This is a genomic window from Rhizobium sp. AC44/96, assembly GCF_001692185.1.
Taxonomy (GTDB): Bacteria; Pseudomonadota; Alphaproteobacteria; order Rhizobiales; family Rhizobiaceae; genus Rhizobium.
In genome coordinates, this window is record NZ_LXKO01000025.1 from 23,829 (window position 1) to 44,969 (window position 21,141).

Below are 21,141 nucleotides of genomic sequence, written 5' to 3' on the forward strand. Positions count from 1 at the left end.
ATCATGACGACCGGTTTCGAGACCATGACCAAGGACATTGACATGCAAAGCGAGTGGAAGATCGAGACGCGGACCACCTTGTCCGGCATCTTCTCGATCGTCTCGCTCGTGGCAGTCGTCGCAATGGCGGCAGCGCCGTTTGCCGTCTCTCGCGGGGTCGTGCAGGATCTGTTCTTCATCCTCACCATGCTGACATTGGCGCAGAGCTGGAATCTTCTTGCCGGTTATGCCGGGCTGATTTCGGTTGGACAGCAGCTCTTCGTAGGCTGCGGTGCATACGCCCTGTTTGCCGCCGTGATCCTGGCAGGCTGGGATCCGCTGCTAGCCATCCCCGTCGCCGGTCTGTTTTCCGCGTTGATCGCCATCCCGACGGCCTTCTTCGTTTTTCGACTCTACGGTCCATATTTTGCGATCGGCACCTGGGTCATCGCGGAGGTCGGCCGGCTTGTGCTTGCGCAATGGAAAGCCTTGGGTGGCGGTACCGGCACCTCGCTGCCGCGCGATGCCACGCGTGAGATGGTCGGAATTTCCGGGCTTGCAGATTGGTTTGGCATGCGCCCGTCGGCTGCTGCTGATGCGTTGGCCTACTGGCTGGCGCTGGCAGTGGCAGTGGCGACGATCGCGCTTGTCTATAAATTCCTGCGCAGCAAGCACGGCCTCGGGCTTGCGGCCGTGCGCGACAACGAGACGGCGGCCCGAGCCCTGGGCGTCGATGCCCGTCGGTTGAAAACAGCGATCTATTTGCTGACCGCCTTCGTGACCGGCGTGGTCGGCGCGCTCATCTACTTGCAGAAGGGGCGCATCTCCCCCGATGCGGCGTTCTCGCTGACGGATTGGACGGCCTATGTGGTCTTCATCGTGGTGATCGGTGGCATTGGCACGATCGAAGGTCCTATCCTCGGTGTGTTGGTCTTCTTCCTGCTGCAGAACGCCTTTTCGAGCTACGGATCCTGGTATCTGCTGGCGCTCGGGGCGCTGGCGATCGTCACGATGCTCTTCGCGCCCCAGGGGCTCTGGGGTCTGATCTCCCACCGCACAGGATGGGAACTCTTTCCGGTCCGCCGACGCCTGAGGGGCGGATCTGCTTCATATTCTGAAAAGGGAGGGCCGAATGGCTGACATTACCACCGACGTCTTGATTATCGGAACGGGGCCCGCAGGGTCTGCGACGGCGGCGCTTCTTGCCAGCTACGGCCTTGAACCGCTTGTCGTCAACCGCTACCGCTGGCTCGCGAATACGCCACGTGCCCACATCACCAACCAGCGAACCATGGAGGTTCTTCGCGATCTGGGCCGCGATGTGGAGGACGAGGCCTATATGTTCGCCGTCGAGCAGGATCTGATGGGGCAGAACGTGTTCTGCACGGCAGTCGCAGGCGAAGAAATCGGCCGGATGCAAAGCTGGGGCAATCACCCGCTGTCGAGGGCCGAGCACCTCCTGTCGTCTCCCAGCCGGATGAACGACCTGCCGCAGACTTTCATGGAACCGCTGCTCTTCAAGACCGCATGTTCGCGCGGTGCTCAATCGCGCATGTCGACCGAGTATGTCAGCCACGTTCAGGACGCCGAAGGGGTGACGACCACGTGCCTTGATCGTCTGACGGGCAAGGAATTGACGATACGGTCTAGGTTTCTGGTCGGAGCAGACGGAGGAAACTCCAAGGTCGCCGAGCACGCGGGGCTGGCCTTCGAAGGCAAGATGGGTGTTGCCGGATCGATGAACATCCTTTTTGAAGCCGATCTGTCGAGATATGTGGCCCACCGGCCGTCGGTTCTCTACTGGGTGCTGCAACCGGGCGCCGATGTCGGCGGCATCGGCATGGGTCTCGTGCGCATGGTCCGGCCATGGAACGAGTGGTTGATCGTCTGGGGCTACGACATCAATCAACCGGCCCCGCAGGTTGACGATGCATTCGCGACCAAGGTCGTCAGGGAGCTCGTTGGCGTTCCGGATCTGAAACCGAAGATCAAGTCCGTGTCGACCTGGACCGTCAACAACATGTATGCGACCACGCTTTCAAAGGGTCGCGTCTTCTGCATGGGTGACGCCATTCATCGGCATCCACCATCCAACGGCCTCGGATCGAACACCTCCATTCAGGACGCATTCAATCTCGCCTGGAAGCTGGCCATGGTGCTCAAGGGACAAGCAGGCGAGGGTCTGCTCGACAGCTACCAGGCCGAGCGCGCACCGATCGCCAAACAGATCGTAACCCGTGCCAACAAGTCGATCGAGGAATTCGGACCGATCTTCAAGTCGCTGGGTCTGCTGGATTCGGTCGATCCGGTGAAAATGCAGCAGAACATGGACGCTCGATGCAACGACACGACCGACGCCGAGCGTCAGCGAGAGGCTATTCGCAACGCGATTGCCAGCAAGGTCTATGAGTTCGACGCGCACGGTGTCGAGATGAACCACCGCTACAATTCGGAGGCGGTCGCCAAGGACGGACAGCCGGAACCGAAATTTGAGAGGGATGCCGAGCTTCATTTCCAGCCGACGTCATGGCCGGGCGCACGCTTGCCGCATGTCTGGCTGTTTGGTCAGGACGGCGAAAAGGTCTCCAGTCTTGATCTGACTGGCCATGGGGTCTTCACGATCCTGACGGGTATCGGCGGCGACGCGTGGGTCGCCGCTGCGAAGGCTATTTCCAAGGAGTTGGGAATCCAGATCAACGTACACAAGATCGGACCGCGACAGGTCTGGCAGGACTTGAGCGGCGACTGGGCGCGGGCCCATGAAATCCGTGATTCCGGCGCATTGCTTGTGCGTCCCGATCACCACATCGCATGGCGTGCCGAGGCGGTGGTGGCCAACGCCGAAGGCGAATTGCGCCGCGTCATCAAAGCTGTCCTGGATCGGTGAGATGAAGATGAGTAGCGAAGAAAAAGGATACTTCACTGAGGCTAGCTCGGTCGAAGTCGTCACGAGCCGAAACGTCAACGCAAAGGACGAGCGGCTGAAACAGGTGATGGAGGTCGTGACCCGAAAGCTGCACGAAGCCGTCAAGGAACTGGAGCCGACCCAGGACGAGTGGATGCAGGCGATCATGTTTCTCACGCGTACGGGGCACACCTGCACCGACTGGCGGCAGGAGTTTATTCTGCTGTCGGACGTGCTGGGCGTGTCGATGCTCGTGGATGCAATCAACAATCGAAAGCCCTCTGGAGCTTCGGAGAGCACCGTACTCGGGCCATTCCACGTCGCCGACGCACCGGAGCTGCCGATGGGTGCCAATATCTGCCTCGACCAGAAAGGCGAGGATCTGGTGATCAGCGGACGTATCCTCGACACGGAGGGTGCCCCGATCGCGGACGCTGTCATCGATGTCTGGCAGGCCAACGACGAAGGCTTCTACGACGTCCAGCAAAAAGGCATTCAGCCGGACTTCAACTTGCGTGGAATCTTCCGCACAGGCGCTGACGGACAGTATTGGTTCCGCGCGGTGAAGCCGAAGTTCTACCCGATACCAGATGATGGCCCCGTCGGGCAATTGCTCGGTCAGCTCGGTCGACATCCCTATCGCCCTGCGCACCTTCACTACATCATCATGGCGAATGGGTTCGAGACGCTGACGACGCATATTTTCGATCCCGACGATCCCTATATTCATTCCGACGCGGTATTCGGAGTTAAGGAAAGCCTGCTCGCCAAGTTTCGCCTGACGCACGACGCCCAACGCGCCAAGGAGCTCGGCTTCTCGGACAGGTTTTGGGAGGTGGAGCATAACTTCGTGCTCGCGCGTGGCACCTAGGTGGCTTGTGTCGGCGTGCCGGTTGCGCGGGGTCGAGAGGCAATCGCATGTATCGTTGCTCTTCACCCATGGGAAATGGCGACCTGCCACGATTTGCTCGCTGAAGTCGCCGATCCCTCTCCAGCTTTCAAAGCGACGCCGTCCACATACACAGCGTTTCCTTCCGTTCCGGCCACAAAGGTGGACGTCGCTTCGAAGGTGACGTTGCGGGCGGTCGTCTCAAACAGCGTGGTCCCGTCACTCGTGTACAGCGCCATGTCGTTGTTATCGCGGGTCATCGTGGTAACCCCGATGATCGACGATATCTGCCTGAGCAAGGCGTCACGCTGGTCAAGCGCACTCGACGTATCCTCGCCGGTTGCGGTCGCGACCTTGACGGCATCATTTGCCGTTTGGAACTGTGCCAGAAGGCTGTTCAGCGTGTCGACCTGGGTCGCAATTTCCGCATCGGCGTCCTCGCGAAGAGATTGAACGCTGTCACTGGCATCGTTGAGCGAGTTGCCAGATCCTGCGCCGCGGTGCTGGCCGGCGACAGAGCTGCTCGGTGATGCTGCAAAGGTCTGTAGTGCCTCCTGAAAAGCGGCGAGATATGTGCTTGGGGACGTTTCGTAATCGTTGCCCCCAAGGTCGATTTTAGTTGCTCCAATCCGCCGAGCAAGGTCTCCTGTCCGCTATCGCTCGCATTCGCCTGCAGATATTGCGTCAGCAGGGTATCTTCCTGGGCGCGAGAGACGGCAACGACCTGCTCCATCAAGTGAGGTCGTGACCGATGCTTCCCTGCGGACATAGTCGGTGTTGCTTGAGTTTGCGATATTGTTGGCGAGAACACTGCTTTGGTAGGTCGTCGTGCTGAATATGCTTTTTGTCGTATTGAGCGCGGCGGACAATGACATCGGCGGCTGTCCTTATCGCTTCAGGTTGACGAGAACGTCCATGATGTCCGAGCCGGTTTGGAAGACCTTTGAGTTGGCGGTGTACGAACGCTGAGCCTCGATCATCTCAGTCAGTTCGCCGGCCAGATCGACGTTGGAGCTTTCCAATGCGCCCGACTGGATGGAGCCAAGCCCGTTTGACTGGGGAAAGCCCGTGACCGTGACGCCCGACGCGCCGTTTGCGCTGTACACGTTTCCGCTCAGCAAGGTGAGATTGTCGGGACTTGCAACGGTCGCCAGCGGGATCTGATAGAGCGATTTTGTCGTTCCGTTCGAATAGGAAACCGACACGACGCCGTCGGTCCCGATGCTGACGGAACTGACCGTGCTTGCGGCCTGGCCGTCGGCCGACCCGGTGGCCGCGAAATCAGATGCGAGCTGCGTAAAGTCCGAGTAATCCATCGTGATCGTCCCGGCCGTTACCGGATCGACGATGTCGGTATCGGTGGCCGAGGTGAGTTGCCCATTCGCATCGAAGTTCAGCGTTGCTACGCTGACGGCGCTGGACGAATAGGGGAAAGAGGTCGTGCCGCCTGTCGTGGCATCGGCGTTGCGATAAACAGCCACTTCCCAGGTCGAGCCCGTTACGGCGCCGTTCGCGTCTGTGATCTCGCCGGTCTTGGTGAAGTAATAGTCGTACTGCACCGTGTTGCCGAGGGTGTCATAGGCCACCAGCGACATCTTCTTGGTGTCGTCGGTGAGTGTCGTTGCGTCGTTCGCGCTCGGCAATGTGCTGGTGTCTGAAACAACTTCCGCGCTCGCATCCAGATTGCCGCTGAAATAGGCGGACGTGGAAGCCACCGCGCTAAGGCCCGACTGGCTGACATTAATCGGAACAAGGCCATCAAAGCCGTTCACGACGACGGCGGGAGCGCCCGAGTCATAGGAGTAGCCCATCAACGTGTAGCCAGCACTGTTGACAAGATTGCCGCTGGAATCGACGGAGAAATCGCCTGCGCGCGTCAAGACCGGCGTACCGTCTGCGCCAGTGACGATGAAGAAGCCGTCCCCTGAGATCGCGAGATTATAGGCCGATGTCGTATAGGAGATATCACCCTGTTCGGCGACGGCCTGGCGCACCGTCGTCTGCACGCCGCCTGAGCTGTAGTTGCCAGTCGTGGACGGCAATACGAGGGAGGAAAACGCAGTGGAGACCGACTTGTAACCCGTCGTATTGGAGTTGGCGATGTTATCGGCGACCGTGCTCAAGCGATTTGCCTGCGCCGCCATTCCAGATACCGCTGTTTTCATACTGCCGAAGATGCTCATGGCGCTTCCCTGTCTTGGTTTGAGAGACATGCCGCCGCCAACTCGAGCCACGGCAACGACCGCACCGAAGACATGTGTCGACCGTGTTGTCTGGCGGGAAGTTGGGATTGGCTTCAGTCATGCGGATAATCCGCACGCGCGCGCTGAGGCTTGCTTCAACTCAGGCCAGTCAGCGGTGAATCATTAAAGTACTATGAAGTACCGTAAATATAAAACTGACTTCCGCAACCCGATAAATGACCTGCAATTTTTTGTTTGGAAGGGTGATGAGGGGCGGTGTCATCAAGAGGCATCCCGTAGCCGAGCACAGTGTGTCCGCGCGTCGCTTATTTAGGCGTAAGCGGTCGAGCGGTCGCGAGATGCCGATAAACTTGTTGCCGGATCAGGGGAGTTCGCGAAGTCAATATTCTACCCGGCAGCTGTCGAACGACTGACAACACCATTCGTGCCGGCTACTTGGATCGCTAATCGACGGGCCTACGCGCGAAAAAAGACGACGTTGCTCTGAGGCGCAAGCTGGAGACTGACCTCATCAAAGAAGATGTCAATCATTCGTAGGAGGTCGCTGCGCGCGTCCGCGATCGCGCCTTGAGATCGGGGCTGACGTCCGAAAGTACCCAACGCCCGCAAAAGCGTGTTCATCGAGACGCTGATAGCAGGAAGGCAATCGACAACATAAGCACATGCGGGCGCGGCATCGAGGACCTCCACGATCAGGCTGTGTGTTGTTTTTGGGAGCTGCGTCGCGGTGGCTGCGTCGCAGCAACTGATCTGTGTGCGAAGCTCGCACAGCTTCTGGATTGTCTCTGACATCTGTCTTTCCGCTCTAATATCGCTCGTAGCAAAGAGATCGATCGCTCGACGTTTTCAGGCCGAGCGATCGAGAGCCTATCCGGCCCATCGCCATTTTCCTTGAGGGGTTGGAATGGCGATACTCACGACCCGACTCTTGGACGGGCCAATCAAAAATCATCAACATAAGTCCGGCAAAACCTGCCTTACGCAACTGTCAGACTGGCATCTGTCTTGCCGACCTGTTGCGTTGCGATGTGCAAGCATTTGACCACGAAGCTTGACCTCGGTGTGGCAGCAGTGTTTCAAATGATTGCTAAGCTGAAAGGATTTGTAATGATGGGCAAGCGACGCGTGCACTCATCTTGAGCGCGCTCTGGTGGATGCGATGCCCTCCTGGGTCGTCGTAGAGAGCTTTGTATCCACTGCGTTTCCGTCATCGTTTCATGACAAGCCGTGTGTATTGATCCGCCCCAACTTATCTTCCGAGAAGAGGGCGACGATTGATGGCGACTCTGAAACAGGTTGCGTTGCGGGCGGGGTGCTCGTCAGCGACCGCAAGCCGGGTCCTGAACCTGAGCGGACCCGTCAGCCAGGCGACCGCGCTTCGGGTGCGGCGGGCCGCAGCAGAGATCGGCTACGGGTTCGGTGCTCCATTCAGTCGCAATACCCGACGCCCCGTCATCGGTGTCCTAGTGCCAAGCGTCACCAATCCAGTCTTTGCCTCTTCTCTCTCAGGCATACAGAATCGCATGTTGGCCGCCGGCCATAGCGTTTTGATTGCCCAGTCGAACTATGATCCGGACCAGGAAGCGCATGCTGTCGCCAGTTTGCTGGGCGAGCGTCCGACCGGTCTCATCCTCACGGTCTGCGACGGTGGCACCAGTCTTGCGGCCGAACGCGACTTGCCGCCGACCGTGCTTCTCGGCAGTTCGCCAAGCGAGCGCTTTCCCGCGGCGGTGACGGTCAACAACTACAGGGCAGGGCACCGGCTGACCGAATTCCTGCTGTCGAAGGGACATAGCAGGATCCTCTATGTCTCCGGCAATTTCGCTGCCTCGGACCGGGCGCTGTTGCGATACCACGGATATCGGAAGGCGATGGAGGACGCGGGCGTGGTGCCGCTCGATGCGATCGAGACGTCCTTCGTGAGCGGCTACGACCAACTGGATCTCGGTCGCGCCCTGCAGGCTCATCGCCCCACGGCCATCATCGGCTCGAACGATCTGATCGCGCTTAGCGTCATCGGCGCGGTACGGCGCGAAGGGCTTTCCGTTCCCGGTGATGTGTCTGTCGCTGGATTCGACGGTATCGCGATCGGCAAGCTCATCGATCCGCCGCTGACGACCATCGAGATGCCGGATGCCATCATGGGGACGACGGCCGCCTCGCTGCTGCTCGATATCGCCGAAAACAATGCGCCGCGCCGGCATCTCGAGCTCCCCTACGCCCTGCGCGAAGGAGGCACCGTGCGCACCTTTGAACAAGGCGAAACCGCCGCAACCGTCAGGCGCGGCGGTTCCCAGTATCATGCGTGATGCGTCTTAGCTGCGCGGCAGCATGCCTTCGACATCACCGGCTGCATCGTCAAGCGCTTCCTTCGGTTCGGCAGAGCCGTCGACGATGCGCGACAGGTTGTCGACGATGGTCTGGGTAACCTTGACGCCGTTCGATCCCGGGAAGGCATACCACGGAACCATCAGGGGCATCTGGCTTAGGCCGGCCTGGAAGAGCGGGTTCTTCTTGTAGAAGTCGCCGAGATACTCAGCCGACTTGGCGGCGAGTTCGTTGTTCGGGACGTAGCCGGTGCCGGGGACGACAACCGAAGCGCCGTAAGGACCGGCGGCGAACTTCGCAAACTTCCAGGCGGCTTCCTGCTTGGCCGTATCGTGGGTCAGGATCACGACGGCGTTGCCGCCGGTCGGCAGGTGGCCCTTTTCAGGATCGATCAGCGGAATCTTCGCGGTGCGTAGATCGAACTTCTTACCGACGTTCTTGATCGTGTTGACGAGCGCTCCAGTCGTCTGAAACTCGAAACCAACCTTGCCGGCAGCAAAAGCTTGCTCGCCTGCCGGCTTGGTGAACACCGGCATTCCGCCTTCCTTGACCATGCGGGCGATCAGGTCGACGGCCTTCTGGCCTTCGGGACCGTTGAAGGCGACCTTCTGTTCGTCCGCGCTCAGCATCGATCCGCCGGCGCCGAAGAGCAGCGCCGAGAACATCCAGTCGTCGCCCTGCCAGCGGAAGTCGATGCCGTCGACGCCATTGCCGAGAGCCTTGATCTTGCCACCGAGCGCGATGACGTCGTCCCAGGTCTTCGGCGGGTTATCAGGGTCGCCACCGGCAGCCTTCACCAGATCTGCGTTGTAATACATGATCGGATTCGAGGTCGCGAAAGCTAGTCCGACCTGCTTGCCGTTGACCTGGGCAAGCTTGAGAATGGTGTCGGAGAAACCCTGCTCGGCCATGTTGCCCTCTTTCTGGACAATCGGCGTCAGGTCGACAGCGACGTTGCGCGCGTCGAGCATGCGAAGGCGGTTCAGGCCGATGAAGGTGAGGTCGGGCATTTCCGAGGTGCCGGCTTGGCGCAGGATGAGCTGGATGCCATCCTCATAGGTCGCGGACGGGGCGGCGAACTGGATCTTGATGTCCGGGTTTTCTTCCATGAACTTCTTCGAGACCGTGTCCATCACGTCCTTGAAGAAACCTGGCATGGGATAGTGCACGGTCAGCGTGGTTTCGGCATAGGCCGGCAGGGCCGCAGCCATCGACAGCGTAGCCGCTGCGAGGAACTTGGTGAAATGCTTCATCGCTGGTTCTCCTGGGTTCGACCGGTCAGCCTTTGAGACCGGTCATGGTTATGCCTTCGACGAAGCGCTTCTGGGCGAACAGGTAGGCTGCGACGAGAGGGATGGTGATGATGATGGTGGCCGCCATCAGCGCCCCGTAGTCGTCACCGGCTTCCGCGGCGCGGAAGTTCATGAGACCAAGCGGCGGCGTGGCGTATTGCGGCTTGCTGATCACGATCAGCGGCCAATAGAGATCGTTCCAATGCGCGACGACCGAGAAGATCGCGAATGCGGTGACCGCCGGCCACGCGTTCGGCACGATCACGCGGGAGATGATGCCGAGTTCCGACATGCCATCGAGCCGCGCGGCATTGATGAGATCGTCAGGCATGGCGCGGAAGAACTGCAGGAACAGGAAGATCGCGAAAACCGAAATCGTGAACGGCGCGACCAGCGCGGTATAGCTGTTGAGCAGCGAGAGCTTGTCGAAGCCGACATAGAGCGGCAGCGCCGTGGCGTGGATCGGCACAAGCAGCCCCAGCATGACGAGCGCCATCATGGTGCGCGCGGCGCGGAAACGCAGCTTGGCCATGGCGTAGGCACACGGAATGGCGACGACCACCTGAAAGAAGAAGATCAGCGCGCAGACGAGAACGCCGTTCCACAGGAGCCGGCCCATATCGACCTTCTCGAGCGCCTTGCTGAAATTCTCCAGGTAGCGGAACTGCTGCGGGATCAGCGACAGGGCCGCGGTGAATATATCGTCCTGCGCCTTTCCGGCCGTGGAGATCATGAAGATGTAGGGGGCCAAAAAGACGATGGCGCCGAGGATCAGGAGCGCCAGGCGCAACACGCGACCGGGCGTCAGACGAGACTGTGTTCTCATGTGTAGTGCACCCGCCGGTCGAGGATACGGTACTGAAGGAACATCAGCACGACGAGGATGGCGAGGAAGACCATGGTCATGGCGGAGGCATAGCCGACCTTCATGTACACGAAGCCTTCCTGGTAGATGGTGAAGAGCAGCACTTCCGAGGCATGGTTCGGACCGCCATCCGTCAATGTCTTCACGGTCTCGAAAGTCTTCACGGCATTGGTGATGCTGATGATGACGACGAAAAGCGTCGTCGGCCCGAGCATCGGCCAGGTTACGAGCCGGAAGCGATCAAGCGACGATTTCGCGCCGTCGATCTCGGCTGCGGCATAGAGTTCCCGCGGGATTGCCGTCAGTCCGGCAAGAAACAGCACCATGTTGAAGCCGACGGACTGCCAGATGCCGATGATGGCAAGGCTGTAGAGCGCGGTCGATGAACTCCCGAGCCAGTTAAGCTTGGGGAGGCCGACGAGGCCGGCCAACGCGTTGATCGGACCGATGGTCGGGTGAAACAGATACTGCCAGACCGTTGCCATCGCGACGATCAGGGAAACGACCGGCAGGAAATAGGCGGTACGGAAGAAGCTCTTCCCCCAGCCTTCGCTTTCAATCAGCATCGCGACGCCAAGGCCGAGCAGGATCGAAACAGGCGCGACGATCGCCGTGTAGAGCGTCGTGTTCCAGAGCGCCTTGCGGAAGATGCGGTCGCTGAAGAGATGGGCATAGTTTTCGAAGCCGACGAAGCGGATGTTGCCGACGCCGAGTTCGAAGTCCGTAAAGCCCAGGATCAGCACGGCCACGACGGGAAGGAGCACGAACAGGACAAGGAGCACGATCGCCGGCGCTGCGAGCAACCAGGCGACGCGCGCCTCGCTGCGCTCGTGACGGACAGCGGCCGACATCGAACCCGCGTGACTGATGGCGATGCTAGCCATGGGCTTTCTCCCGGGAAGCATCGACCGTCAACGGCAGTGTGCGCAGCCGGCGGCCATCTTCGGCGAAGACCAGTGCCTTGTCCGAGGCGAGCGAAAGGCCGATCTGCATGCCGGTTGAAAGACCTGCGGCTTCGGCCGGTGCGAGCTTGGCGACGATTGCTTCCCCGATTGCATCCAGGCGGCAAAAGAGGAGGACTTCGGAGCCGAGAAACTCCATGCGTTCGATCCGCGACGACAACGCTCCCTGCCGATCGTCTGCAAGCTGTACGAATTCCGGACGAATGCCGAGCGTCACCTCAGAGCCGGCGAAACCTCTGTCCTCGAGTGCCAGCCTGATATCGCCGAAAGCGACCGTGCCGTTCTCGACGCGAGCCGGAAGCAGGTTGATACGCGGCTGGCCGACGAAGCGGGCCACCTCGACATGGGCCGGATCGTCGTAGATCGTCTGCGGTGCTGCAAGTTGCAGCAATTCTCCGCCGATCATGACCGCAACGCGATCGGCCATCGAAAGCGCCTCTGCCTGATCGTGCGTCACATAAACGGTCGGCACGCCGGCGCGGCGGTGAAGCTCCACGATCTCGCCGCGGGCGTGGACACGCAGATTGGCATCGAGGTTGGAGAGTGGTTCGTCCATCAGAAAGACGCTCGGGTGGCGCACCATTGCGCGGGCCAACGCGACACGCTGGCGCTGGCCGCCTGACATTTGCGCCGGTTTGCGATCGAGCAAATGATCGATCTTCAGCGCTTTTGCCGTTTCCTGCACATCGCGGGCGATGCCCGAACGGATCGCGCGGTGGCCGGGCATGAGCGGCCCGACGAACGGAAACCGCTGCGTTCGGCTCAGCCGGCGCATTGCGAGCGGCACGGCAATGTTCTGACCCGCTGTCAAGTGAGGGTAGAGCGCGTAGGACTGGAAGACCATGGCGATGTTGCGGTCTGCCGCAGCGACGCCCGACATTTCGCGGCCGTCTATGCTGATCTCGCCGTTATCAGCATGGTCGAGGCCGGCGAGAATGCGAAGGAGCGTGCTCTTGCCGCAGCCCGAGGGGCCGACGAGCGCGATGAATTCGCCCGGCTGAACATCCAGGCTGACACCCTTGAGGATGGCGTTGTCGCCGTAGGATTTAGCAATGCCCTTGAGGGAGAGCGCGCTCATTGCGCCGGCTCCGTCTGCACCTTGTGAGCCTCGTGCGGATAGACCTCGGCAACGATGTCGTCGAGTACATGCGCCACCATGCCGGGAACGGCGACGATCTGGCTGGTCACGCCCTGATCGAGCTCGTGAACGACAGCACCGATGAGCTTCTCGCCCGGCATGTCGCGTTCCATGCCACCGAGAATGAAGGCTGCGGAAGGGCCCCAGACGAGCGAGGTGTCGAGGTGGCGCCCCGCCCATGCCCAATGCAGGTGGCCACTGGCGAACAGCGCGACGTCGTTGGCCGCGATCAGATCGAAGAGCCTGCGGCGTTGTGCGGGACGAACGCTCCAGTAGCCCGTGTCGCCCTCATCGGGCGCATCGACGAAAAGCGGCTTGTGGGCGAACATCGCGACGCGCCGGCCGGAGCGCTCGGCGAGCGTCTTTTCCAGCCATTCGAACTGTGCTTCTTCTTCGGCGTCCTCGAAGCCGAGGAGCAGGCTGTCGATGCCGATCAGCCGCCAGTCGGAGACATCCTCGGCCCAATAGTCCGCGCCGACCGCGCTGCGCCAGCGCCCGAGCCGGCCCTGGTCGACCGGCTGCAGGGAGCCTGGAAGATGCCCGACGTCGTGATTGCCCGGCACGAGCAGCATGGGAATAGAAACCTGCCGCATCAGATCCATGCAGAAGCGCAGATCTTCCTCTTTGTCGGCACCATCGACGGAGAGGTCGCCAGTGTGCACGATCAGGTCCGCACCGCTCTTCTCGAGCCATTCCTTCAGAGGCTGCCAGTTGCCGTTGAAATGCGGCTTTGACGGGCTGAAATGGGTGTCGGTGATCTGAACAATCTTCACGGCGGTGCTCTCCAGTTCGATGCGCCCCGCCGGAAAACCGGCGCCGGGCTCTAAGCTGCCGCCTCTTTAGTGCCCCCGAATGTCAGGCCGGTAACAACCGTTTCCACCGTCCTTCCAATTGCGTCATCGGATCGTCACATACGCGCCGCCGAAGCCTATCCTTTGCTCGATGCCGAGGGATTGGGTCTGACTGGCCGCTCATTCCTGCCTCAAGCATACGGCCGCATGAGCGCTTCGTCGTATCAGGGGGAGGGCGCTGTCGCCCTCCCGAAGATCTATCTGCGCGTCGATCGAGAAGCATGGCGATGCCTGCCATACTCCATTCTCGTCGAAGACTAGCTGATCAGATCTGAACCTGACCGCCGTCGACGAACAGCTCGACGCCGTTGACGAACGAGGCCTCGTCGGAGGCAAGGAACAGCACCGCCTTGGCGATCTCTTCCGGCTTGCCGATGCGGCCGGCCGGGATAAGGCCGGCGAGGTAGTTCTTGGTGTTTTCGGCGCTGTCGCCATCACCAAAGAGTTCGTTGAGGCCAGCCGTGTCCGTCACGCCGGGGCTGACAACATTGACGCGGATACGGCGATCCTTGAGATCCAGGATCCAGTTGCGGGCAAAGTTGCGCACGGCAGCCTTGGTCGCGGAATAGACGCTGAACGCCGGTGTTCCCGAGACGCTGGTGGTCGACGAGGTCAGGACGACGGAGCCGCCGTCGCGAAGCAGCGGAAGCGCCTTCTGGACGGTGAAGAGCACGCCTTTGACGTTGGTATCGAAGGTCTTCTGGTAGTGCTCTTCCGTGATTGCCCCAAGCGGTGCGAACTCGCCGCCCCCGGCATTGGCGAAGACGGTGTCGATATGGGAGTGCTTCTGCTGGACGGCGTCGTAGAGACGGTCGATGTCGACGAGGTTGCTCATGTCGCCCTGGACACCGGTGACGCGTCCGCCGATTTCCCTGACTGCAGCATCAAGCGCTTCCTTGCGGCGACCAGTGATGAATACCGAAGCGCCTTCCTCAGAGAAGGCCTTTGCCGTGGCAAGCCCAATGCCGCTCGTGCCTCCGGTGACAACCACTACTTTGGTTTCGAACTTCTTGGTCATTGCTTAGCTCCTTGTGTTGCGGCCCCTTGCCGTTGAGAAGGAACATGCCAGCAGAACGCTGGTGCAAATAGTCGGCAATAATGTTACTTAGCGTTCTATCTGGAGAACGATGATGCGATCTGACCTGAACGACCTGGTGTACTTTGCGGAGGTGGTGTCACATGGCGGGTTCGCGGCCGCGGGGCGGGCGCTACGCGAACCGAAGTCGAAGCTCAGCCGTCGTATCGCCGGTCTCGAGGCCCGGCTTGGCGTCCGACTGATCGAACGCTCGAGCAGACGGTTTCGAGTGACCGATGTCGGGCAGACCTTCTACGAACGTTGCAAGGCGATGGTCGCGGAGGCGGAGCAGGCCGAAGCGCTGGTGGCAGAAGCGCGCTCGGAGCCACATGGGCTGATCCGGATGAGCTGCCCGACTGGCCTGGTCGAGCTGGTCTCCAGACTGGTGACGCAGTTTCTCGAGCGCTATCCGAAAGTGCGCTTGCAACTCGTCGCGATCGACCGCCCCGTCGATCTGATCGAGGAGCGGATCGATGTCGCACTCCGGGTTCGAACGTCGCTTGACGGCGACGCTTCGCTGACTATGCGCTCGCTGGGAAATTCGGTGCGTATCCTCGTCGCCAGCCCGCAGATTGCCAGTCGGGTCACCGGCATTGAAGATCTTGGCAATCATCCGACTCTTTCGACTAGCGACGATCAAGGTGACGTGGACTGGCATCTCGAAACGAATGATGGCCGACGGCATATTCTGAGCCATATGCCACGGATGGGTTGCGCGGACTTTACGGCTGTTCGCGCCGCTGCCGTGGCGGGCCTCGGCATCGCACTGCTTCCAGACCACACGTGTCGCGAGGCGCTTGATGAAGGCAAGCTCGTACGGGTTCTTCCTGGGTGGAGCGGCATGCAGGGGCTCGTGCATCTCGTGTTCACGACTCGCCACGGCCTGCCGCCCGGCGTCCGCAAATTCATCGACAGCATCGCCGCAGGTTTTCCAAAGGATGCGTTGGGGCACTGAATATGTCTTGTCATGACGAACACGGTGCGGCCGTAGTCGTCTTCGCTATGCGCTTCAGTGTTTCAGTATCGATTTCCTGCATCGGCGCGACCGGATCAATGGTATGACATCGCCGCTGTTCACGGGCCGAAACACCACTCTGACTAGGTGAATCTGCGCTCACCTGTCTTGCATGAACGCCCGCAGTTCGTCGGGTGTGATCTTGCCGTCATGGTTGGTATCGACCGCAGTGAAGATCCGCTTGTGGATCGCAACCATCTCATCGAAAGAAATCGCGCCGTCCCCATCGGTATCCGCGATGGCGAACATGATCTTCATCATGTGACCGCGCATGGGTCCCATAGCGGGCATGTCCTCGGTCATCCAGGGCTGCATCATGGTTCCGCGATCCATCATGCCGGGCATCATCTTCGATGGATCGGAATGAGACTGATCACCCGACTGCGCAACGTCCGGACCATTTGTCTGGGCGGAGGCGATCCCGATTGTGCCGGCAAGGGCAAGGAAGGCGATAGTCGCCAGCTTGAAGGTGCGCATTTTGTGTCTCCTCTTTGAGGTCTTGCTCCACAAATGGGGGCCGCTTTGATCAATAGGGTAAATCCGGTGTTGCAACGTTGTGCTGGATCAAATTGCGGACCGGGGTAAGCATCTAATATGTTTGGAGAGACAGCAGGCTGTGGCGTCTGATCGCCACCCGAGCAGACCGCAGCCGCGGTCAACAAGAGGAAACCATGAGCCGATTGCACCGTGAAAATCACCTCGTCTCCCGCATAGGCTGGCTGCGTGCGGCTGTTCTCGGCGCCAATGATGGGATCGTTTCGACGGCGAGCCTGATCGTAGGGGTTGCCTCGTCCTCGGCAGCGAGTTCCGACGTCCTGATCGCCGGCATCGCGGGGATGGTGGCAGGTGCCATGTCGATGGCGGCCGGCGAATATGTTTCGGTCAGTTCCCAATCGGATACGGAGCAGGCGGATCTCGCCCGCGAGCGGCAGGAACTGGCGACCCAGCCAGAGGCAGAGCGCGAGGAACTGGCACAGCTTTACGTCAAGCGTGGTGTCGAGATCGAGTTGGCCCGGCGCGTTGCGGACCAATTGATGGAAAAAGATGCGCTAGAAGCCCACGCAAGAGATGAACTCGGCATATCGGAAATCACGACGGCACGACCGGTGGTCGCCGCCCTTACGTCTGCCCTTACATTTGCAGTCGGCGCAGCGATGCCGCTTGGGATGGTCTTGATTGCACCTGCGTCCAGCCTCGTGACGGCGGTTTCGATCGCTTCGCTACTGTTTCTCGCAGTGCTCGGCGCCGTGGGAGCAAAGGCAGGTGGAGCCAACGTCCTGAAAGCCACCGTACGCGTCACTTTCTGGGGCGCCTTTGCCATGGCGCTGACCGCTGGAATCGGAACGCTGGTCGGTAGGGCAGTGTAGCGTGGACTTCTCCCGTAGGCCGGGCATCAGTTGCTCCGCGTGCATTACGAATGATGGCACCCGGCTAATCAGGCATAAGTGACGCTAGGTTCGGAGCCCAGCACAGCGCGCGGACACGGGGCTCTTGGATGGTGCCTTTCGCCTTTAGTGGACGACGGTGATCACCGGGATGCCAGCTTCCTCGGCGGCTCGGATGAGGGCGACGCGCGCTTCCTTCGCCGGGACCCTACCGTGAATTGCTTCCAGGCAAGCCTTGATGGCACCCATGTATTCCTCACCGTCATCCGAGGGCCACGCGATGATTAGCGCTTCTGCGACATCGCGCAGTGATCCGATATGCCTGTATTTATCTCGTCCACCCATCACCAGCAACAATGGCAGGAAGTCTTCATTTCTGTCCCAATTCACTACAACTGCACCTCGATCGGTTCACAGATTGCTAACCTTGCAAGTTCCGTTCCGCGGAGGCTTCGGATGAACGTACATCAAATCCTGTTCGCAATTGCGGTAATTGTCATATAATTAGATGTTCTAAAATCATCGGAAAATCAGTTGCTTGAGGCGTTCATCTGGGCTAGGTTTTTGCCTAAGGCGGTGGTGTACTTCACCCTGCATATATCTTCGGATTGCATCTGGTTGGTGATGCCTGGAGGGAGGGACGATGAGCCAATCTTTTCGACTGCCCGCCTCCATGGTGGCGGAGCGGATGTGTTGCGCCGGGCGGATCCGATACCGGCTTGCAAGCCCCTGAGGGCGTCGCAAATCTTTCATTCATTGTTGCTAATAGTGCGCACGGTTGTGCGGGGCGGAGGTTTGGCATGCGCAAGCAAGCTGTCATCTTTAATGGTCAGGAAGTCGGGATCGCTGTTCCGGTCGATAACCGTCTGCGGTTCATCGCTGTCCGGTTCCACGTCATCGACCTCGATAATCGTGTGTTCGATACGGTGACAGACATCAGGCGTGCAATTGCTGAGCATATCACTGCTACCACCTCCGGGAGGCTGGTGCTTTCCAACTGATTCCCTCGTGCCGGAAATGAGTGGAGGGACGCACTTCGGTGTGATCCTCGTACTAGAGATGTTACGGGATACCACGGGCCCGCACTGGGATGGGATGCTAGTTTTCCTCGGCTAAGTTGAGCGATGAGGCGAATTGCGCTCGACGGGAGCGGGGCACAGCGGTGTGGTGGTTGACCCCGCGATCCATTGGTCCAACGCCAAGGCGATCGGTCGCCAGACGCATCCGGCAATTACTACGATCGAGGTGAAGGCCATGGCGCGGCGACAGTGCGGCTTGCGATCTTAGTCTCCATTTTGACGTGCATTTAGCCGGTTGCGCTCGCACGCGCTAATGTTAGTTTATAAGGGGGTGCCGATGGACTGGCGATCTGTCGGAGGCCTTTTTCGCCGTGAGGGGGGGCACACATCGTGTCGGCGCAGGGATCATAATAGATAAAGGGAAGATTTGGAGGACGTCTCGCCGCCTTTTCTGGTTGGTGCCGCTGTTGTGCCTTACCAAGGGTGTTGGGGGAGCTGAAGAGCCGCAACGGGTGCTGTTGCTGCATTCGTTCGGCGCGCGGTTTTCCCCGTTCAACGCCTTCTCGAGCGCCTTTCGCGTTGATCTCATTAGCCGCTCCCCAAAGCCGATCGACATCTATGAGGCATCGCTTGAAACCGCGCGCTTTTCTGTCGACCAGCAGAACGACCCGTTCGTGGACTACCTCACCGCTCTGGTAAGGGCGCGGCCGCCAAAGCTTGTTGTCGCTATCGGGGGCGCTGCCACGCGATTTGCCCAGGCTCACCGCAGCGAATTGTTCCCCTCGACCCCCACCCTTTTCACGGCTCTGGACGAGCGCGTGCTGAAGGCTAGCTCTCTGACCGCCAATGACGCTGCGGTCACGGTCAGTCTCGACCTGCCGGCAATGGTCGAAAACATACTGCAGGTGCGACCCGAGACGAAAAAGATCTTTGTCGTGATCGGCAGCTCTCCGCTTGAACGGTTCTGGGCACAGGAAGCCGAGGCCGCTTTCAAGCCCTTTCAGGATCGGGTTGCCTTCGAATTTTCCAGCTCGATGTCGTTCGACCAGATCGTTTCCCGCGTTGCGGCGTTGCCGCCCAGCACGGCTGTCCTGTCGGGCCTGATGGTCGTCGATGCAGCAGGGATACCTTATGAAGAGGATCGGGTAATCGCCCGATTGCATGAGGCCGCCAGTGCACCATTGTTCGGCCTGTTTGACAGTCAACTCGGCAAGGGCATCGTTGGTGGGCCTCTGTTGGCAATTGACGATCTTGCCAGCGACGCCGCCAATGCCTCCTTGCGAATGCTGGCCGGCGATGCGCCAGCCGATATCCACATACCTCCGCGCCGCCCCAGCGCGCCGACCTTCGATGAGCGGGAGCTCGCTCGGTGGGGAATACCCGAAAGTCGTCTGCCAGCAGGCAGCGTCGCGCTGTTCAGGGAGCCGACCTTCTACGAAACCTATCGATGGCAAATCCTCGGTGTTTTGGCTCTTCTGCTGATCGAAACGATCTTTGTCGTTGCGCTGCTCGAACACCGCAGGCGATTGAGACGGACCAAGCAAGAGTTGAGTGTAAGCGAGGAGCGTCTGAGCACGGCCGCGATTGCCGCCGACGTTGGCCTATGGGTCTGGGACATCCAAAAGAACGACATCTGGGTGTCGGAGAGTGGGCGACAACTGTTCGGCCTCGGCGTCGAGGGGACGACGTTCGAGCACTTGGTCAAAGTAGTCCATCCCGATGATCGCAGGCCGTTCTGGCGCGCCGTTGGCGAGGCGCTTACCCAGAGAGGGGAGTTTGAGCCGCGGTTTCGCCTCACTGTGCCGGGCCGCGGCCTTCGTTGGGTCTCCTCACGCGGACGAGTGGAATTCGATACCGACGGCAAGCCCAGCCGCATGCGCGGCGTGGCTGTCGACATCACCGGCCGGCAGGCAGCGGAGGAGGAGGCGAGGGAACTGAGCGGCCGGCTCATTCATGCTCACGAAGATGAGCGGGCGCGGCTTGCGCGGGAGCTGCACGACGATGTCACGCAGAGGCTGGCGGTCCTCGCCATCAATGCCGGCCGCGCTGAGCGAAGTGCGGATAGCCCCGCCGATAGTGCCGCGATGTACGAGATGCGCGAAGAGTTGGTTCGGCTGAGCGAGGATGTGCATTCGCTGTCCTATCGACTTCATCCATCGATCCTCGAAGACCTTGGACTGGAAGAAGCATTGCGGGCCGAGTGTGATCGTTTTGCCGCCTTGGAGCGGACGATCATCCATCTGGATACCGAGAATTCCACCACGAACATATCGCCGGATATCGCCTTGTGCCTGTTCCGTATCGCCCAGGAGGCGCTCCGCAACGTCGGCCGTCATGCAGACGCCAGCCGAGTACGGGTATCTCTGGTCCGGAAGGGTGACAAGTTGAACCTGACTATCCAGGACAATGGCAAAGGTTACAACTCCCTGGCTGTGACGGGGAAGGCGAGCCTCGGTCTTGCCAGCATGCGACAGCGCGCCAGATTGGTTGGCGGGACAATCGAGATCGAAAGCGCCACGGGAACCGGGACCACCGTGTTCGCGTCGGTTCCACTGCAGGAGAAGGACGATGGAACGGCTACGGTTGCTGCTGGCAGATGACCACGTAATGATCGCCGAGGGCCTGAAGCGTATTCTTGCCGACGATTTCGAGCTGATTGGCGTGGTGGAAGACGGCCGTACGCTCGTGGATACCGCAAGGAGGCTCAAGCCCGACGTCGTGGTCACCGATATTTCAATGCCCAACCTCAACGGCATCGAGGCTATCTACCACCTGAAGCGCGACAACCCGGCCGTCAAGATCGTCATCCTGACGATGCACCAGACGGCGGCTTACGCGCGTCGCGCGATCGAAGCCGGCGCCTCCGCTTTTGTGGTGAAGCACGCGGCTCCGGCCGAACTGGTGATGGCCATTCACGCCGCATCCAAGGGGAAGACCTTTATAGCCCCCTCAATGACCGCGGAAGTGCTGACGGATATCGAGCGCGACCCCAAGCATGATGCCGAGCCCGGCCACGCGGTTCTCACCCAGCGCCAGCGCGAAATACTGCAATTGCTGACCGAGGGACGCTCCGCCAAGGAGATTGCGGCGGCGCTGTCGATATCACCGAGGACCGTGGAATTCCATAAATACCAGATGATGGACACACACCGTCTGCGCAACAGCGCCGAGCTCCTCCACTTCGCGATCAAGAACGGCATCGTCACGGTCTGAACGCTTGAGGCCCCCGTAAAT

Annotated in this window: 19 protein-coding genes and 1 pseudogene; 9 read left to right on the top strand and 11 right to left on the bottom strand. The window is 60.2% G+C overall.

Annotation, left to right across the window (positions count from 1 at the left end):
- Positions 1-3 precede the first annotated feature (3 nt).
- Genes A6U87_RS17690 through A6U87_RS17700 form a run of 3 tightly spaced genes read left to right on the top strand, consistent with a single transcriptional unit; the run spans position 4 to position 3,755 of the window.
- On the top strand, positions 4-1,119 hold the full coding sequence (locus A6U87_RS17690) for a branched-chain amino acid ABC transporter permease (RefSeq protein WP_065692610.1): 1,116 nt from the start codon (positions 4-6) through the stop codon (positions 1,117-1,119).
- Positions 1,112-2,866 carry an FAD-dependent monooxygenase gene (locus tag A6U87_RS17695; protein ID WP_065692611.1) on the top strand — a complete coding sequence of 585 codons (1,755 nt, stop codon included), beginning with the start codon at positions 1,112-1,114 and terminating at the stop codon, positions 2,864-2,866. The genes A6U87_RS17690 and A6U87_RS17695 overlap by 8 nt, the downstream gene beginning before the upstream one ends.
- Before the next feature lie 7 nt (positions 2,867-2,873).
- Complete coding sequence (locus A6U87_RS17700; RefSeq protein WP_065692966.1) at positions 2,874-3,755, top strand: intradiol ring-cleavage dioxygenase; 882 nt, start codon at positions 2,874-2,876, stop codon at positions 3,753-3,755.
- An 89-nt stretch (positions 3,756-3,844) separates the two neighbouring features.
- Here A6U87_RS17700 and flgK read toward each other — a convergent pair.
- From flgK to A6U87_RS17720, 3 genes and pseudogenes are all read right to left on the bottom strand, one after another.
- Positions 3,845-4,648: pseudogene (gene flgK / locus A6U87_RS29355) on the bottom strand (flagellar hook-associated protein FlgK); the annotation flags it as partial.
- Between the two features lie 12 nt (positions 4,649-4,660).
- Positions 4,661-5,956: a flagellar hook protein FlgE gene (locus tag A6U87_RS17715; protein WP_065692614.1), complete on the bottom strand. Its 1,296-nt coding sequence runs from the start codon at positions 5,954-5,956 to the stop codon at positions 4,661-4,663.
- Positions 5,957-6,433: 477 nt separating this feature from the next.
- Positions 6,434-6,769, bottom strand: coding sequence for a hypothetical protein (locus A6U87_RS17720; protein ID WP_065692615.1), 336 nt, complete (start codon positions 6,767-6,769; stop codon positions 6,434-6,436).
- A 485-nt stretch (positions 6,770-7,254) separates the two neighbouring features.
- Here A6U87_RS17720 and A6U87_RS17725 point away from each other — a divergent pair, with 485 nt between their 5' ends.
- Positions 7,255-8,286: a substrate-binding domain-containing protein gene (locus A6U87_RS17725; protein WP_065692616.1), complete on the top strand. Its 1,032-nt coding sequence runs from the start codon at positions 7,255-7,257 to the stop codon at positions 8,284-8,286.
- 6 nt (positions 8,287-8,292) lie between these two features.
- Here the strand turns inward: A6U87_RS17725 and A6U87_RS17730 are convergent, their stop codons facing one another.
- The 6 genes from A6U87_RS17730 to A6U87_RS17760 form a co-directional block, all read right to left on the bottom strand.
- A complete protein-coding gene (locus A6U87_RS17730) occupies positions 8,293-9,558 on the bottom strand; it encodes an ABC transporter substrate-binding protein (RefSeq protein WP_065692617.1) in 1,266 nt (421 codons plus the stop codon).
- A gap of 25 nt (positions 9,559-9,583) precedes the next feature.
- Complete coding sequence (locus A6U87_RS17735; RefSeq protein WP_065692618.1) at positions 9,584-10,423, bottom strand: carbohydrate ABC transporter permease; 840 nt, start codon at positions 10,421-10,423, stop codon at positions 9,584-9,586.
- Entirely contained in the window at positions 10,420-11,346 is a 927-nt protein-coding gene (locus tag A6U87_RS17740; RefSeq protein WP_065692619.1) for a carbohydrate ABC transporter permease, read from the bottom strand. The genes A6U87_RS17735 and A6U87_RS17740 overlap by 4 nt, the downstream gene beginning before the upstream one ends.
- Positions 11,339-12,502, bottom strand: coding sequence for an ABC transporter ATP-binding protein (locus tag A6U87_RS17745; RefSeq protein ID WP_065692620.1), 1,164 nt, complete (start codon positions 12,500-12,502; stop codon positions 11,339-11,341). Before A6U87_RS17745 ends, A6U87_RS17740 begins: the two co-directional genes overlap by 8 nt.
- A complete protein-coding gene (locus A6U87_RS17750) occupies positions 12,499-13,335 on the bottom strand; it encodes a metallophosphoesterase (protein WP_065692621.1) in 837 nt (278 codons plus the stop codon). Before A6U87_RS17750 ends, A6U87_RS17745 begins: the two co-directional genes overlap by 4 nt.
- Positions 13,336-13,678: 343 nt before the next feature.
- Positions 13,679-14,431 carry an SDR family NAD(P)-dependent oxidoreductase gene (locus tag A6U87_RS17760; RefSeq protein WP_065692623.1) on the bottom strand — a complete coding sequence of 251 codons (753 nt, stop codon included), beginning with the start codon at positions 14,429-14,431 and terminating at the stop codon, positions 13,679-13,681.
- A gap of 109 nt (positions 14,432-14,540) precedes the next feature.
- Here A6U87_RS17760 and A6U87_RS17765 point away from each other — a divergent pair, with 109 nt between their 5' ends.
- Positions 14,541-15,443, top strand: coding sequence for a LysR family transcriptional regulator (locus A6U87_RS17765; RefSeq protein WP_198928725.1), 903 nt, complete (start codon positions 14,541-14,543; stop codon positions 15,441-15,443).
- A gap of 159 nt (positions 15,444-15,602) precedes the next feature.
- On the opposite strand, the gene A6U87_RS17770 is transcribed toward A6U87_RS17765, so the two are convergent.
- Complete coding sequence (locus tag A6U87_RS17770; RefSeq protein ID WP_065692625.1) at positions 15,603-15,980, bottom strand: EF-hand domain-containing protein; 378 nt, start codon at positions 15,978-15,980, stop codon at positions 15,603-15,605.
- 194 nt (positions 15,981-16,174) lie between these two features.
- Here A6U87_RS17770 and A6U87_RS17775 point away from each other — a divergent pair, with 194 nt between their 5' ends.
- A complete protein-coding gene (locus A6U87_RS17775; protein WP_065692626.1) occupies positions 16,175-16,870 on the top strand; it encodes a VIT family protein in 696 nt (231 codons plus the stop codon).
- Positions 16,871-17,014: 144 nt separating this feature from the next.
- On the opposite strand, the gene A6U87_RS17780 is transcribed toward A6U87_RS17775, so the two are convergent.
- Positions 17,015-17,278, bottom strand: a complete 264-nt coding sequence (locus tag A6U87_RS17780; RefSeq protein WP_065692627.1) for a DUF982 domain-containing protein — start codon at positions 17,276-17,278, stop codon at positions 17,015-17,017.
- A gap of 410 nt (positions 17,279-17,688) precedes the next feature.
- Here A6U87_RS17780 and A6U87_RS17785 point away from each other — a divergent pair, with 410 nt between their 5' ends.
- The 3 genes from A6U87_RS17785 to A6U87_RS17795 all read left to right on the top strand — a co-directional run bounded on the left by A6U87_RS17785 (position 17,689) and on the right by A6U87_RS17795 (position 21,120).
- Positions 17,689-17,889, top strand: coding sequence for a hypothetical protein (locus tag A6U87_RS17785; RefSeq protein ID WP_065692628.1), 201 nt, complete (start codon positions 17,689-17,691; stop codon positions 17,887-17,889).
- A 485-nt stretch (positions 17,890-18,374) separates the two neighbouring features.
- Complete coding sequence (locus tag A6U87_RS17790; RefSeq protein ID WP_141683990.1) at positions 18,375-20,507, top strand: PAS domain-containing protein; 2,133 nt, start codon at positions 18,375-18,377, stop codon at positions 20,505-20,507.
- Complete coding sequence (locus tag A6U87_RS17795; RefSeq protein WP_065692630.1) at positions 20,476-21,120, top strand: response regulator transcription factor; 645 nt, start codon at positions 20,476-20,478, stop codon at positions 21,118-21,120. The genes A6U87_RS17790 and A6U87_RS17795 overlap by 32 nt, the downstream gene beginning before the upstream one ends.
- The last annotated feature ends 21 nt before the right edge of the window (positions 21,121-21,141 follow it).

Excerpts from the sequence above, each read along its gene's own strand:
- A6U87_RS17765 (WP_198928725.1), top strand. The coding sequence starts at position 14,541 with ATGATGCGATCTGACCTGAACGACCTGGTGTACTTTGCGGAGGTGGTG.
- A6U87_RS17715 (WP_065692614.1), bottom strand. The coding sequence starts at position 5,956 with ATGAGCATCTTCGGCAGTATGAAAACAGCGGTATCTGGAATGGCGGCG.
- A6U87_RS17730 (WP_065692617.1), bottom strand. The coding sequence starts at position 9,558 with ATGAAGCATTTCACCAAGTTCCTCGCAGCGGCTACGCTGTCGATGGCT.
- A6U87_RS17695 (WP_065692611.1), top strand. The coding sequence starts at position 1,112 with ATGGCTGACATTACCACCGACGTCTTGATTATCGGAACGGGGCCCGCA.
- A6U87_RS17690 (WP_065692610.1), top strand. The coding sequence starts at position 4 with ATGACGACCGGTTTCGAGACCATGACCAAGGACATTGACATGCAAAGC.
- A6U87_RS17785 (WP_065692628.1), top strand. The coding sequence starts at position 17,689 with ATGCGCAAGCAAGCTGTCATCTTTAATGGTCAGGAAGTCGGGATCGCT.
- A6U87_RS17760 (WP_065692623.1), bottom strand. The coding sequence starts at position 14,431 with ATGACCAAGAAGTTCGAAACCAAAGTAGTGGTTGTCACCGGAGGCACG.
- A6U87_RS17770 (WP_065692625.1), bottom strand. The coding sequence starts at position 15,980 with ATGCGCACCTTCAAGCTGGCGACTATCGCCTTCCTTGCCCTTGCCGGC.
- A6U87_RS17795 (WP_065692630.1), top strand. The coding sequence starts at position 20,476 with ATGGAACGGCTACGGTTGCTGCTGGCAGATGACCACGTAATGATCGCC.
- A6U87_RS17720 (WP_065692615.1), bottom strand. The coding sequence starts at position 6,769 with ATGTCAGAGACAATCCAGAAGCTGTGCGAGCTTCGCACACAGATCAGT.
- A6U87_RS17740 (WP_065692619.1), bottom strand. The coding sequence starts at position 11,346 with ATGGCTAGCATCGCCATCAGTCACGCGGGTTCGATGTCGGCCGCTGTC.
- A6U87_RS17745 (WP_065692620.1), bottom strand. The coding sequence starts at position 12,502 with ATGAGCGCGCTCTCCCTCAAGGGCATTGCTAAATCCTACGGCGACAAC.
- A6U87_RS17700 (WP_065692966.1), top strand. The coding sequence starts at position 2,874 with ATGAGTAGCGAAGAAAAAGGATACTTCACTGAGGCTAGCTCGGTCGAA.
- A6U87_RS17735 (WP_065692618.1), bottom strand. The coding sequence starts at position 10,423 with ATGAGAACACAGTCTCGTCTGACGCCCGGTCGCGTGTTGCGCCTGGCG.
- A6U87_RS17725 (WP_065692616.1), top strand. The coding sequence starts at position 7,255 with ATGGCGACTCTGAAACAGGTTGCGTTGCGGGCGGGGTGCTCGTCAGCG.
- A6U87_RS17775 (WP_065692626.1), top strand. The coding sequence starts at position 16,175 with ATGAGCCGATTGCACCGTGAAAATCACCTCGTCTCCCGCATAGGCTGG.